General features: G+C 34.1%; 12 protein-coding genes and 1 pseudogene. 11 read left to right on the top strand and 2 right to left on the bottom strand.

The window, feature by feature from the left end; genetic code table 11:
- Positions 1-10: 10 nt before the first annotated feature.
- Entirely contained in the window at positions 11-2,179 is a 2,169-nt protein-coding gene (locus tag EDD72_RS10545) for an LTA synthase family protein (RefSeq protein WP_132770111.1), read from the top strand.
- 1 nt (position 2,180) lies between these two features.
- On the opposite strand, the gene EDD72_RS10540 is transcribed toward EDD72_RS10545, so the two are convergent.
- Positions 2,181-4,106 (bottom strand): ABC-F family ATP-binding cassette domain-containing protein, encoded by a 1,926-nt coding sequence (locus EDD72_RS10540; protein ID WP_132770108.1) that lies wholly within the window; start codon positions 4,104-4,106, stop codon positions 2,181-2,183.
- Positions 4,107-4,175: 69 nt separating this feature from the next.
- On the opposite strand from EDD72_RS10540, the gene EDD72_RS10535 reads away from it, so the two are divergent.
- From EDD72_RS10535 to EDD72_RS10500, 8 genes are all read left to right on the top strand, one after another.
- Positions 4,176-4,763, top strand: a complete 588-nt coding sequence (locus EDD72_RS10535) for a 5-formyltetrahydrofolate cyclo-ligase (protein ID WP_243643826.1) — start codon at positions 4,176-4,178, stop codon at positions 4,761-4,763.
- An 86-nt stretch (positions 4,764-4,849) separates the two neighbouring features.
- Positions 4,850-5,497 (top strand): molybdenum cofactor guanylyltransferase, encoded by a 648-nt coding sequence (gene mobA / locus EDD72_RS10530; protein WP_165895062.1) that lies wholly within the window; start codon positions 4,850-4,852, stop codon positions 5,495-5,497.
- On the top strand, positions 5,466-6,461 hold the full coding sequence (locus tag EDD72_RS10525; RefSeq protein ID WP_132770102.1) for a molybdopterin-binding protein: 996 nt from the start codon (positions 5,466-5,468) through the stop codon (positions 6,459-6,461). The genes mobA and EDD72_RS10525 overlap by 32 nt, the downstream gene beginning before the upstream one ends.
- A complete protein-coding gene (gene mobB / locus EDD72_RS10520; RefSeq protein WP_132770100.1) occupies positions 6,455-6,979 on the top strand; it encodes a molybdopterin-guanine dinucleotide biosynthesis protein B in 525 nt (174 codons plus the stop codon). The genes EDD72_RS10525 and mobB overlap by 7 nt, the downstream gene beginning before the upstream one ends.
- A complete protein-coding gene (locus EDD72_RS10515; RefSeq protein ID WP_132770098.1) occupies positions 6,963-7,655 on the top strand; it encodes a redox-sensing transcriptional repressor Rex in 693 nt (230 codons plus the stop codon). Before mobB ends, EDD72_RS10515 begins: the two co-directional genes overlap by 17 nt.
- A 52-nt stretch (positions 7,656-7,707) precedes the next feature.
- Entirely contained in the window at positions 7,708-8,448 is a 741-nt protein-coding gene (gene tatC, locus EDD72_RS10510; protein WP_132770096.1) for a twin-arginine translocase subunit TatC, read from the top strand.
- A gap of 375 nt (positions 8,449-8,823) precedes the next feature.
- Positions 8,824-9,480 (top strand): SPASM domain-containing protein, encoded by a 657-nt coding sequence (locus EDD72_RS10505; RefSeq protein ID WP_132770094.1) that lies wholly within the window; start codon positions 8,824-8,826, stop codon positions 9,478-9,480.
- Between the two features lie 31 nt (positions 9,481-9,511).
- The gene (locus EDD72_RS10500) at positions 9,512-10,747 is read left to right on the top strand and encodes an MFS transporter (RefSeq protein WP_132770092.1); all 1,236 of its coding nucleotides are present in this window, start codon (positions 9,512-9,514) and stop codon (positions 10,745-10,747) included.
- Positions 10,748-10,763: 16 nt separating this feature from the next.
- Here the strand turns inward: EDD72_RS10500 and EDD72_RS10495 are convergent, their stop codons facing one another.
- Positions 10,764-12,035: a helix-turn-helix domain-containing protein gene (locus EDD72_RS10495; RefSeq protein WP_132770090.1), complete on the bottom strand. Its 1,272-nt coding sequence runs from the start codon at positions 12,033-12,035 to the stop codon at positions 10,764-10,766.
- 251 nt (positions 12,036-12,286) lie between these two features.
- Here EDD72_RS10495 and EDD72_RS10490 point away from each other — a divergent pair.
- Together EDD72_RS10490 and EDD72_RS10485 are read left to right on the top strand one after the other, a co-directional pair.
- Positions 12,287-13,306: pseudogene (locus EDD72_RS10490) on the top strand (IS110 family RNA-guided transposase); the annotation flags it as partial.
- A gap of 207 nt (positions 13,307-13,513) precedes the next feature.
- On the top strand, positions 13,514-14,068 hold the full coding sequence (locus tag EDD72_RS10485; protein WP_069799897.1) for a DUF4367 domain-containing protein: 555 nt from the start codon (positions 13,514-13,516) through the stop codon (positions 14,066-14,068).
- Positions 14,069-14,121: the final 53 nt, after the last annotated feature.

Genomic DNA, 14,121 nt, shown 5'->3' with positions numbered 1-14,121 from the left:
GGATGTTAACATGTTTAAAAGAATTTCCTTCGTTCTAACCATTTTGACGATCTTATTATTAGGATCGTCTTTTTCATTCGCTTCTGAAAAGAAAGAAGAGATTGACACACAAATCATCATGGTGCTTGTGAATCATCTTGCTTTTTTGGATTATCCCCTTTATGTCAATACCGTTGGTTTTCATACCTTAGAGCAATCTGCTGCAAAAGGAGCGATGAATATTAATTCAGCGGGAAGCAAAACGGATTCGAATGCTTATTTGACGATTAGTGTGAGTACTCGTGCATTAAGTTCGAAGGATATTGGTGATTCATTTTTAGGTATAGAATATGTGGATGAAGTCAGAAAAGTCCGCGCCAAGGATCTCTATCGTCAACAAACAGGAAGAATCGTAAATGATCAAACGATTCTTTTTCTCTCTATTCAAAGTCTTCTTCAAGAAGAAAATCAGAAATTCCCTTTTGTTTATGGAGTTTTAGGAGATTCGCTAAAACAAGCTGGATTACAAGCTCGAGTCTATGGGAATCAGGATATCGATATCCCAAAGCGTTATGCCCCGCTACTTATCATGGATAAGAATGGACAAAGTTTTGGTGATGTGGGAAAGCATACCATTGTTTTTGATCCAGCAAGACCTTATGGGGTGAAAACGAATTATGAGTACTTATATCAAAGATTTCTTCAAGATCGAAATGCAGGAATTTCATTAATTGTTTTTGATCTTGGCGATTTATACCGATTGGATCAATTTAAAAAACAAATGAGTATAGACCAGTATCAAACGGTAAGACGAATGATCATTCAAGAACAAGGGAAGTTTATTGAACGCTTGAAAAATGAATTAAATGATAATCAACAATTACTTGTCTTTGCACCAATGGTTTCTGATCAGGCGATCGAAGATCGTCAGTTGTTAGCTCCTATTTGGTGGTACAACCCAAAAGCGGCAGGAAACTTCTTAACATCGAATACGACAAAGAGGATTGGAATTGTTAGTAATGTGGATATTGCACCTACTATTTTATCCCTGTTAGGAGTTGATCATTTGCCATCAGAGATGATTGGACAAAGTATGGAACTCATTTCATCAGATCGGTTACTGCTCAATGATCTAAATCAACTATTTATCACTTATCGTCAAAGACCAACAGTTTTATATACCTTTATTTTTTGGCAAATTATTCTCTTGATTCTATCGATGGCAGTTTGGTTCATAAAGTGGAAAAAAGGGTATCGTTTTATGAGAATTGGTTTAATTGGAATGTTGTATTTGCCTTTACTGCTTCTAGTCACTTCTCCGTTTTACAAGATTCAACCATGGCTCTATATTCTCCTTTTATTCATCATCAGTCTTTTATTAGGGTTAGTAACAAGGTACAAAGAGTCGATTTCAATCTTTGTTGTCATTGGCTTTCTTACATGGTTAGGAATTACACTTGATCTAAGTATGGGTGCCTACTTTATGAAAAGATCTTATCTTGGCTATGATCCGATCATTGGAGCAAGGTATTATGGAATTGGCAATGAATATATGGGAGTATATATTGGTGCAACTCTCCTATTTACATCGTCAATCATTCATAAAAAACGAAATCGTTGGACATTAGGAGTAACTGCTCTGATTTATAGTGTAATTAGTTATTTTCTTCTAGCCCCAACCCTAGGAACGAATGCAGGAGGCGCAATTTCTGCTTTGGTAGCAACGACATTTACTTTTCTTCAAATGTTACACGTTTCTTTTCGCAAGAAAGGTATCTGGATATTTCTTGCATTAATGGTTTTGGGTTTTTCAGCCTTAATCTGCAGCAATCTTGCCATTGGAAGTGATGAACAATCACATATAGGAAGGGCGTTACAATTACTGACACAAGGCGATTTTTCTTCGATCTACTCAATCATCGCTCGAAAGTTAGCCATGAACTGGAAGCTGATACAGGTTTCTTCCTGGAGTAAGGTTATGGTTACATCTTTAGTCGTGATTGGCATCTTATTTATGAAACCTCGCGGAGCTATAAAAACTTTTTTTGAACAATCACCCTACCTATTTTATGGTTTTTATGGAATTGTGGTTGGTGCGTTTATAGCATTACTTGTAAATGATTCGGGAATTGTAGCTGCTTCAACGATGATTATTTTTGTGGCATCGCCAATGCTATACTTGGCTTTAGAAGAGAAATGAGCTAGAGAATTTCCTCTAGCTCATATTGTAGTGTTTCCCATCGATTTAACACCTGATTCAAGTTTTCTTTCAATTGCTGTAATTCTTGATTTTTTTTGTGAGCAAGTTGATGATCCAAATAGACTTCAGGAAGAAGTAGTTCTCCCTCAATCAAAGTGATTTTCTCTTCCAGTTGCTCAATTTGTAACTCAATCTCTTCAATTTGTCGTTTGAGTTGACGTTCGATTTTTTTTCGTTCTTTTTCTTCAATGAATCGGTTTCTTTGTAATTTTTCCGTCTCTTTCATTTGTTGGTATTCTTTTTCTTGCTCTTCTTCTGCCTTTTTTTCTAGATAATAATCATAGTTTCCTAGATAAGTTTTCACACCATCTTGTGATAATTCAAGAGTCATAGTTGTAATTCGATTCAGAAAATAACGGTCATGAGAAATCATTAAGATCGTTCCAGGGTAGTCTACCAAAGCATTTTCAAGAACCTCGCGACTAATGATATCCAAATGGTTTGTAGGCTCGTCTAAGAGAAGGAAATTCGCCTTTTTTAACATCAATTTTGCTAATGCAACACGGGCTTTTTCTCCACCACTTAGATCCTTAATTTTTTTAAAGACATCATCCCCTGTAAAGAGGAAATTGCCTAGGAGGGTTCGGACTTCTACTTCGTTCATCTCTGGATATTGATCCCAGATTTCATCAAGAACACTTTTTTCAGGCGTTAGATCATCTTGTTCTTGAGCATAATAACCAATTGCAACGTTTGAGCCATATTTGATAGAACCACTTATTGGTTTGAGTTGGTTTAAGATGATTTTAAATAAGGTTGATTTCCCTACACCATTTGGGCCAATTAAGGCCACTCGATCTTGTCGATGAATTTGGAAGGAAACGTTACGAAAAAGCAATTGCTGCTCAAACTGCATGCGAATGTTATCCACTAGCAATACAACATGCCCACTTTGTTTTTCAATGTCAAACGTAAAATAAGATTTTCGTTGAGTTGTAATTGGTCGATCGATACGTTCCATTTTTTCTAAAGCTTTTCTACGGCTTTGAGCTCTTCTTGTGGTTGAGGCTCGGGCAATATTTCTTTGAATGAAATCTTCCAATTTTGCAATCTCTTCTTGCTGTTTTTCGTACTGCTTCAACTTTTGTTCAATTTCTGCTGCTTTTTGTTCAATATAGGCACTATAATTCCCAACATAACGGGTTACTTTGGTTCTTTCAATTTCATAGATCACCGTAACAAGACGATCAAGAAAGTAGCGATCGTGGGAGACAAGAAGAATCGCTCCAGGGTAAGCTTTGAGATATGCTTCTAGCCATGTTAACGTCTCCATATCAAGATAGTTAGTAGGTTCATCAAGAACCAATAAATCTGGGGAAGTAAGGAGAAGCCGAGCTAAAGCAAGTCTTGTTTTTTGTCCACCACTTAGTGTAGAAATTAGGGTTGTCTTGTAATCGTATTGTTGAAAACCAAGACCATGTAGCACTCCACGAATTTTAGCTTCATAACTATAGCCGCCTTTTTCTTGGAAATCTTGACTTATTTTTGCATAGTCATTCATTAAGTGTTCATATTGTTCTGGATCCGTTTCCGAAAGTGTCGCCATCTTTTGCTCCATTTGACGAAGGACTTTTTCTTGTTCGATAAGATTAGAAAAGACAGATCGCATTTCTTCCCAAATCGTCTTATTGGATTCTAAACCGCTATCTTGGGAAAGGTAGCCGATAGTAGAGCCTTTTGCAACTTGAATTTCACCAGAATCAGGAGTTAGTTCACCGGCAATGATTTTAAGTAAGGTAGATTTACCCGCTCCATTTACACCTACGAGTCCGACCCGTTCTTGATAATGGATTTGTAGATCAATATTCGATAAAATGGGATCTATAATAAACGACTTGGAGATCTTTTTCGTTTGTAATAAAATCATATATTCACCTCATTCAATAATCCATAAATAAGTGTAACGTATAATCAGGAAGCGAGGCAAGTGAAAGGAATGGAAGGAAGAATGGGGAAACAAACCAAAGAAAGTTTACGTCGGTTTTTCACAGAAAAAAGAAACCAATTAGATCCGAAAATCGTTAGAAATACATCGGCTAAAATTGTTCAGCATTTATTGCACCATCCCATTTATCAAAATAGTAACACATTGATGGTTTATCTTTCTTTTCGCAATGAAGTCGATTTAACTTTATTAATTGAAAATGCGTGGCAGCAGAGGAAAAAAGTGATTGTACCAAAGACAAATCCGACAAACAAGCAAATGGTTCCTTATTTCATTCAGTCGTGGAATGAATTAGAAGAAGGAAACTATGGCATTCTCGAACCCCTTATCTGTGATAAAAATCCTTTTCCCATTGACCAAATTGAGCTAGTATTAGTACCAGGGTTAGCGTTTGATCAAGAAGGATACCGATTGGGGTATGGTGGGGGATATTATGATCGTTTCTTTGATCGTTATAGAAAACTTCCCTACCTTATTGGTGTTGCCTATGATTTCCAACTGGTTCAACATTTACCTAGAGATGATCATGATTATTCAGTTAATGAAATTTGTACTGAAAAAGGTTGTATTAAATTATAATTAGGATAGAATCAAAATAAATGAAGTTTGTTCATTTGTGAGCAAAATGATTGAAAATATTGTACAATATAGGCAGGAATAAAGAAATGGATTTTGCAGCGATATTATTAGCTGGTGGTCAGAATAAACGAATGAATCGATATCCTAAGTGGGATTTAATGATGGGGCAGGAAACGATGCTACAGCGGTCGATCCGATATTTAAGTAAATACTCGCAGGAAATCTTCATTGTTTCAGGTGGCGAATATCGATTTCCGTCATTTGATCATGCACGAATCCCAATTCATGTGGTCTATGATTCGACTCCTTATTTGGGACCATTAAATGGAATTCGAACAGGTCTTAAGGAAAGTGATCATCATTATCACTTTGTTGTTGCAGCAGATATGCCGTTTTTTTCGATGGAGTTCGCTTGTTATATGGTGGAATTAGCGGAAACAAGGCAAGTCGACCTAGTTATACCAAAATGGAAAGGGCAGTTGCAACCATTATATGGAATTTATGCAAAAAACGTATTAGACTCGATAGAAAAAGTATTAGTAGAGGGTAAGAACAGCCTTGTAAAATGGATCTTCGAGCAAGAAAATAAAATGATCATTGCTGAACAAATCGTGGCTCGATTTAATCGCAACGAGAGAATATTCTTTAATATGAATCATCCAGAAGATTATCAGCAAGCATTAGTTTGGATCAAGGAGGAAGATTGTGAAAAACGAGATGTTAAAAGAAATTAGAGTAGAGGATGCCGTGGGGTATACTCTTGCTCATGATTTAACAAAGATTGTACCAGGAGAGTTTAAAGGAAGGGCTTTTAAAAAAGGTCATGTGATTCGTGAAGAAGATATTCCAGAACTCTTAAATATTGGCAAAGAACATATCTATGTCATTGATTGGAAGGAAGGGTATCTTCACGAAAACGATGCTGCCATTCGTTTGGCCAAGGCAATCGCAGGCAAAAACGTCGAAATGAATGATCCCTATGAAGGAAAAGTGACATTAACTTCATCTATTTATGGACTTGCGAAAATCGATGAAGAATTGGTTCACCAAATCAATCATGTACAAGATGTTGCTCTAGCGACAATTGTAAATCACAAAATTGTACAACCAGGTTCTAAATTAGCAGGTACAAGAGTATTACCTCTGATTGTTGAAGAGAAATGGGTAGAGAAAGTAGAACAATTGGTAAAAGGAAAAGCGGTCATTCAAGTAAAAGAGTTCATTCCTTTTAAAGTGGGACTTGTTACCACAGGGAGCGAAGTATATAAAGGAAGAATAAAAGATCGCTTCAGACCAATTATTCAAAGGAAGTTAGAAGCATTTGGCTCAACACTAATCGAACAACGATTTGCTCCTGACGATATTGATCTGATCCAAAGGGAAATTAATGATTTTGTCGAGAAAAAAGTAGATCTGATTCTTGTTTCGGGTGGAATGTCAGTCGATCCTGATGATCGAAGTCCGTTTGCCATTCGGGAATTAGCAAGTGAAGTGGTCACTCAAGGTACGCCCATGCTACCTGGGTCGATGTTAATGATCGCTTATATTGGCACCATTCCTGTTTTAGGATTACCTGGTGGTGTGCTTCACGATCCCTATACAGCATTTGATGCAGTTTTACCTCGTATCTTAGTAGGCGAAAAAGTAACCAAGGAAGAAATTATTCGTCTCGGTTACGGAGGTTATTTCGGTTGTTAAACAAGCAGATTCCCATCATTAGTTTTGTAGGTTTCTCAGGTAGTGGTAAGACGACACTATTAACGAAGATCATTGCTGCCTTTAAAGAGAAAGGTTATCGAGTGGCTACGGTTAAACATGACGCCCATCGGTTTCAAATGGATGTACAGGGAAAAGACACATGGAAATATGCTCAGGCTGGATCTGATATCGTACTGATCAATTCGCAAGAAAAACTAGCAATGATTGAAAATTTAGCAAAACCAATCTCATTTGAAGAAGTTGTATCACACATAGAAAATGTTGATATCATTTTTGTAGAAGGTTATAAACACGAGTCTCCGCCCAAAGTTTTATTAGTTAGAAGAGAAACGGATCTAGAACTACTTCCTCAATTAAAAGATGTAATCGCGATTGCAACATCTCTACCATTACAACTAGAAGAAGTCCCGGTTTATGATATAAACGACTTTAATGGGATTGTTCATTTCATTGAAACGAAGATATTGGGGGAGAAAAAGCATGGCTCAAGAAAATAAAATACCTCACGTAACAGCAAAGCGCTTACCGCTTTATTATCGCTATCTTGAAAAATTGCATCTCATGGGAAAACAACGAGTTTCATCCGCACAGTTGAGTAAAGAATTGCTGATTGATCCGGCAACGATCCGTCGCGATTTTTCCTATTTAGGGGAACTGGGAAAAAAAGGCTACGGATATAATGTCAGCTATTTACTTCAATTTTTAAGAGATTTTTTAAAACAGGATGAAGTAACAAACGTTATCCTTATTGGTGTTGGTAACCTAGGAAAAGCATTATTACATTACAATTTTTATAAAAGTAGAAATACCAAAATCGTAGCGGCTTTCGATAGTGATCCCAACAAATTTAATCGGGAAATTGATGGAATTCCCGTCTATGGGATGGAAAGCTTAAAAGAGGTTGTCGATTTATTCCGTGTAGAAGTGGCAATTTTAACCGTACCTGTCTATGTGGCCCAACAAGTAACGGATCAAGTAGTTGAGGCAGGTGTCAAAGGAATCCTTAATTTCACACCTTCACGTTTAACGGTTCCGCCAAATGTGAGAGTTCATCATATTGACTTAACAACTGAACTACAAACATTGGTGTACTTTTTAAAAAATCCCAATGTGTTAGAAGAAGAAAAGGAGACTGAAGCTGAAACCGCAACTGAGTCACAATTCGATTCTTAAAATAAGAAATTGTTTACTGAATGAAAACCTTGAAAGAAAGGAATCGGTTTTTATGGAGGAAAAAGATCAAGCCATGACGGTTATTGGTCATCTAGAAGAACTAAGGAAAAGAATTATCTGGACCATTATCTTTTTTGTGATTTCTTTGATTGTTGGTTTTGTGTTAGCTGATCCTGTGATTCGCTATTTTACACATGATCTAAATGCCAAAAATATTACTTGGAATGTTTTTCGATTATCTGATGCTTTAAGAGTGTATATGCAATTTGCATTTGCGATTGGAATTACGCTTTCTCTTCCCTTTGCTTTATTTCAGGTATGGAGATTTATCTCACCAGGTTTAACGAAGAGAGAAAAAAAAGCCACAATTTGGTTTATCCCCACGGCATTTATCTTATTCTTACTGGGAGTGTCATTTGCTTATTTTATCCTTTTTCCAATGGTCGTTACTTTCTTATCCAATCTATCAAAACAATTAGGTGTCGTTGAAGTATATGGAATCTCCCAATACTTTAGCTTTATGCTGAATATTGTGCTTCCATTTGGTCTATTATTTGAATTGCCAGTTGTTGTCCTGTTTCTAACACGGTTAGGAATTGTTACACCGAAATTACTAATTCGTATTCGTAAAATTGCATATTTTATATTGGTCATTGTCGCCGTTACCTTAACGCCGCCAGAACCAATGTCAGACATTCTTGTGTCTATTCCATTGATCTTGTTATATGAAGTTAGTATTTTCCTCTCAAAGTTGGCTTCGAAAAGACGCCAACAAGCATTAGAAGAAATTTAATATGAACAGCAAAAAGCACGTCAACCTGAAGAAGGAAGCGTGCTTTTTGTTTGTTTATTTTTCTGTATTGATATTACATCGTGTCAGGCGTAATGCTTTGAAGGCCAGGCCAATCTACCTCATCGGCGTATTGTGTAAAACCATCATTATTTTAGTAAAAAGTTCCTAAAAAATTTAAAAGAAACACGTAATTTTTCTATTTTCTTGTCTGTATACAATAATTGTCTTGCTTTTCTATAAATAAAAAGGGGTAAAAACCAAAATTCTTAAACTTCTTCCATTTTAAAAGAAAATCAAAATAATAAAAAGAATTATGATATTGGGAACAACAAAAATGGAGAAAGAATTATTGAAAATATTGATATACTTTTAAAATTGTCTATTCCAGTAGTTGTTAGCATGAATATTGATAAACAGAATATCACACAAATAGGAGATATGTTTAGTTTGATGGAACAAAGGGGTTGGGCAAATAAAGATTTATTTAGACTTGAGATTGCCAGGGTAGATGATAGGCTAAACGAAATAAATTATCCTTATATGTTTAAAGAATACGAGTTATTATTAGAATTAATGAAAATATTTGAGAAAATCAACAACATTCCTTCCAATTATAAGATTGTTTTTTTAAAGTCTACGTTCTATTTATCAAATTTAATAAAGATACATTTTAATCAATATGAGGCCGGCAGATCAAGATATCATTACTGTTGGTCTACATCGTCGCTATATGATGGATATTACATAGATTCATCTTTAGATGCCTATAGATGTCCTTATTCTGTTGGTAGAAAAGAATTTAATATAGGAAATATTACGTCAAATAATGTTAACCTAAATAGTTGGATGAATCATAATTTAATAAATAGAAACGATTGTTTAATTTGTAAATTGGGTGGTTATTGTAGTGGAGGGTGTTACCTAACGAATCAAATTGATAGAAAAAAACAATGTATGGAAGAATTGTCTAATTTCAACGGATTTATTGAAGAAATTTTTATACCCGAACTAAAGAAATTTGTAAATATATAATTATAAAATTTGATAATTTGGAGAAGAAAATATGAATTTATCATTACTGACAACTAATAAAAACTTTAAATATTATTTTTATGGGCAGGCTATATCAAGATTTGGGGATTCCCTGTTTATGTTTGCTATAGTATGGTTCGTTTTGCAAATATCAAATAATTCAGCACTTCTTTTTGCTTTAGCTATGATCAGTATGAGCCTACCAGAAATACTTTTTTCAGTATTTGGAGGTACTCTAGGTGATAAGTTTAATAAAAAGAACATATTAATTATAATCGATATATTATCTATAATTATAAATATCATTGTGATAATTTTGACTATTGTTCAATCTTCTATTCTATTATTTTATCTAATATTTTTTATTCATGGTATGTTACAGGCCATTTGGGTTCCTAATTATTATTCATTTATTCCGACGATTGTAGATAAAAAGGATTTAACAAACGCGAATGGATTTATGGAGTTGGTAGATCAGGTGAATTTCGTAATTGGGCCTATTTTAGCTGGTTTCCTAGTCAAATTTACAGGTCTTGAGACTATATATGTGATAAATACTTTAACATTTATAATTTCTATTTCACTTATGCTCCGTATTATTTATAACCCTTCAACTCTTGATAAAAATGGAAAAAGAGAAGCCTCTAAAATTTTTGACTTAAGTGAAGTAAAAGAAGGTTTATCATATATAAAAGGTAATAAAATCATACTTCGGTTAATGCTAATTTATAGTCTTTCTAATTTTGTAAGTGAACCCTTTTTTAGCTTACTCATCGTATTGGTAAAAGATAGCTTTGAAAACCCTTTATATATAGGGATTCTTAATTCTTCATTATCTATAGGATTGATTATTGGTTCATTAGTAAGTTTTAAAATAAAAATTTCTCATATGAAATTAATTATATTGAGTGAAATTCTAATGGGAATTTTAATGATCATTTTTATAATGGCCTTCCCCCACATCTCAACTTTTCTTATTTATATCCTAATCGGCGTAATATTAAGTGTTGAACAAATTAATGTTAATACTCTCTATCAATTGTACACTAAAGAAGAGGTCATGGGGAAAATTATGGGTATCCGAGTTTTTTCAACACAATCACTTAGGCCAATTTCGAAAGGAATAGGTGGCTATATTGCTGACCGAATAGGTGTTAAGTACATTATGTTGATTTCGGGATTGTTAGTCTTCTTAAATGGATTAATTTTTTATAGCAATCACTTATCTAATAAAATTCAAATAAAGGAAGAACAAGTTGAAAACTGACGATAATAACTATTCATTATTTATATAGATCACTTACAGCATCCAACGCAATTTTATAATATTGGGATGCCGGTTTATACTTTTTTGACTCTTTATAGAAATTACCCAATTCCTCAGAAATCGGTAATAAATGCTTCCACATTTTATTTTTATAATAATATTCTATAGCTTCTTTCATCAACAATTCGTACTCTGCCAATTGATTTTGCTTTAAGAGTAATTTAGCCTCAATTATCTTAAAATGGTAGGCATCCTCTTCCTTATTACAATATTGCTTAGCTTCTTTAAGAATGTTAGTTAAATCATCTAAGGAATTTTGTTCTAAATATATCTCCATAATAGATTCATATGTAATAAACAGCTCATTATTTGTGGCTTTATTAAGTTCTAAACTTTTTAAAAAGTAATCCATACTTTTATTTAATTTCTTAAGGTTTTTGTATACGATTCCTAAGTTATGATATATTTTCCCTTTAAGTTTTTCATTATTAAAATTTTCAGCTAGATCTAAAGCTTTTTGCAAATTTTGTTCTGCACTGGCAAAATCTCGTTCCTCTATATATAAACCACCTAATAAAGTATAATTTTCAGCTGCATTTGTCCATTTGTTTTCATGAAGATAAACATCTAAGGCATTATTAGCATACGGAATGGCTAGATTTGTTTTGTTTAATTTTGCCAAAGATAAGGCAATATTGTAGTTAGTTCCGGCCTTTATAATCGGATCTTTTACTAAAGGAAGTTGTTTAAGAAAACATTGGTAACTATCCTCATATTGTTTATTTGTAAAATGGTTGACAGCATTTAGGTAATAATAAGTTTCTTTAAAAAGTTCTGAGGGAATACGGTCTATCTCCACGATTTCGAGAAGGGGTAATAATTCTTTCTCATAAATTATTGCAAAATCCTTATGATTGTTTGTTCTGAAATAATAGTAGCTTTCTAACAAATAATAGAGAGCTTCTTGATCGATAGAGTTAATATAAGGATAATCTTTTTTTATATTCTCTAAAATTGACTCTGCTTCATCTAAGTTTTTAAGATCTAGATTCGCTTTCAAAGAGGATAATTTGGTCTCTAAATCATGATCAATATCCTTATATCTTGTTAAATATTCTTTTGGCACATTAAGTTTTTTTGCAATTGCGATTAATATCTCTTCTGAAGCACCATTTTTACCAACCTCAATATTGCTTAAGTGAGAGTAGGATATAACACCTGAAGCAAAGTCTTTCCTTTTAATCCCCAAAGATTCACGTAATTTCTTAATTCGATTACCAATATGCATGACGTTGCCTCCTTCTTAAATATGTAGGAGCGATAAACAAATTACATTATTTAATTCCATTTTAAAGGAAAATCAACAATGATAAAGAAATAGGTAATCAAAGATTAGCACTAATTTTAAAAATATGAAAAAAAAGGAGCATTCCTGTTAGAAAGAAATTTTGAGGGTTAACAAAAAAGAGCCCTCTTGGTATAGTACAGGGTGTCAATGCATTGACCCCGAATTTAATAAATATCAAGGGAGGACTCAAAATGAATTATAACCAAAATCACAAAATAGCGCAAATCAAACCAACAACACTAATCATTGGTATTGATGTTGCCAAAGACAAACATGTCGCACGTGCACAAGATGACCGTGGCATAGAGTTTGGAAAGCGTCTGATCTTTGAGAATCGAATATATGGCTTTCAAAAACTGGTGGACTATGTCGAAAGACATAAAAAAGAAAAAAATAAAACTCATGTTATTTTTGGTGTCGAGCCGACTGGCCATTACTGGTTAAATCTAACCTATTTTCTAATCGCAAAAGGATATGACTTTGTTTTAGTAAATCCAATGCACGTAAAGAAAAGTAAAGAGCTTGATGATAACTCCCCAACGAAAAACGATACCAAGGATGCGAAAGTAATTGCACAGCTGATAAAAGACGGGAGATACTCCGTACCTAATCTCTTAGACGGGATATATGCCGAACTGAGAGAAGGCGTCAAATTAAGAGATCAACTCGTCCAACAGCTCATGATTACTGAAGGTCGCATTCAGAATCACATTCAACGGTATTTCCCAGAGTATTTCGATGTTTTTGGAGATTGGGAAGGAAAGGCTGCACTTTGTACGCTAAGGTTATTCCCCTTTCCCTCAGAAATAATCAAGATGACTCCGGAAGAAGTTTTAGGAAAATGGAAGCCGTTTGTACAACGTGGTGTTGGAATTAAACGAGCAACGAAGTTGGTGGAAACAGCCAAAAAAAGCATTGGTATCAAAATTGGTATACAGTTTGCTAAACGTGAATTGGAATGTTTACTTGATCAATACGAACTGTACAAACAGCAATTAGAACAATTAGATCAAGAAATTGAGACCATTGTAGAAACGATACCAGGGGCTAAAGAAATGATGAATATACAAGGCTTAGGTACCATAACTGTTGCCCAGTTCTTCGCTGAAGTTGGTGACATTACAAAGTATAAGCACTCCCAGCAATTAGTGAATTTAGCAGGGCTATCCTTGAGAGAACACAGTTCTGGAAAGTATAAGGGGAAAACTCGAAGAAAAAACTTATTTATGTTTCTATTCTGACCCTGTTACTTTAGCTCAGGAAGCAGCAATAAGTTATACTGCGGAGGTTCAAAATCTTTATACTGAGCTTGTAGTATATGCTAGTGAAGATGGTATTGATGGTCCTACTTATTCTGCTCATTATGATAGATTTGCTTATCAACCATAATTATTTGTTCAAGGAAGGGAGATATCTTTATGAAAAGGATTATTTTTGCTAGTCTTATAATAGCATTGATGTTTAGTGGAATTGGGTACGCTGAATATACGGAACAAACTAAAAACAATGGTGTAAAACATCAAATAAAATCGGAAAGTCAAATTACTTCTCAACCAGCTCAGGTTTCCTTGGAAAAGGGCAAAGAGCTTATGTCTAACATAGAAGTATTATTGCCAACTTATCTTCCTAAGAACTATAAAATGGAGAATGTAATATATAATGAACCACCTGCGGAATTCAAAAATGGAGTTAAACTTAATATAGAAGCACATAAAGCAATTACTATCAGATATAGAAATCAAAATGACCCTAGTAATTGGATCGACTATACAACAAAAGCTGCACAAGTAATAATTGGAGACAATGATACTCAAGATTTAATGATACAAGGAGTGGAAGGGCAAATATTAGAGTATCCGGATAAAGAGATAATTGCTTTGAGTTGGTATAAAAATAAGACTAATCATTTTATAATTTCAAAAGGTAATATAACTAAAGAAGAAATTCTTAAGTTTGCTGAGTCATTAAAGTAATTAAAATAGTAGGTAGATAATATTATTTGATAGTGGTTAAAGCTTATTAGTGG

The sequence above is a fragment of the Tepidibacillus fermentans genome (genome assembly GCF_004342885.1).
GTDB lineage: Bacteria > Bacillota > Bacilli > Tepidibacillales > Tepidibacillaceae > Tepidibacillus > Tepidibacillus fermentans.
Note: the sequence above shows the minus strand (reverse complement) of the source record. Positions and strands in the feature narration are given on the sequence as shown.

Excerpts from the sequence above, each read along its gene's own strand:
- EDD72_RS10540 (WP_132770108.1), bottom strand. The coding sequence starts at position 4,106 with ATGATTTTATTACAAACGAAAAAGATCTCCAAGTCGTTTATTATAGAT.
- EDD72_RS10485 (WP_069799897.1), top strand. The coding sequence starts at position 13,514 with ATGAAAAGGATTATTTTTGCTAGTCTTATAATAGCATTGATGTTTAGT.
- EDD72_RS10500 (WP_132770092.1), top strand. The coding sequence starts at position 9,512 with ATGAATTTATCATTACTGACAACTAATAAAAACTTTAAATATTATTTT.
- mobA (WP_165895062.1), top strand. The coding sequence starts at position 4,850 with ATGGATTTTGCAGCGATATTATTAGCTGGTGGTCAGAATAAACGAATG.
- tatC (WP_132770096.1), top strand. The coding sequence starts at position 7,708 with ATGGAGGAAAAAGATCAAGCCATGACGGTTATTGGTCATCTAGAAGAA.
- EDD72_RS10535 (WP_243643826.1), top strand. The coding sequence starts at position 4,176 with ATGGAAGGAAGAATGGGGAAACAAACCAAAGAAAGTTTACGTCGGTTT.
- EDD72_RS10545 (WP_132770111.1), top strand. The coding sequence starts at position 11 with ATGTTTAAAAGAATTTCCTTCGTTCTAACCATTTTGACGATCTTATTA.
- EDD72_RS10495 (WP_132770090.1), bottom strand. The coding sequence starts at position 12,035 with ATGCATATTGGTAATCGAATTAAGAAATTACGTGAATCTTTGGGGATT.
- EDD72_RS10515 (WP_132770098.1), top strand. The coding sequence starts at position 6,963 with ATGGCTCAAGAAAATAAAATACCTCACGTAACAGCAAAGCGCTTACCG.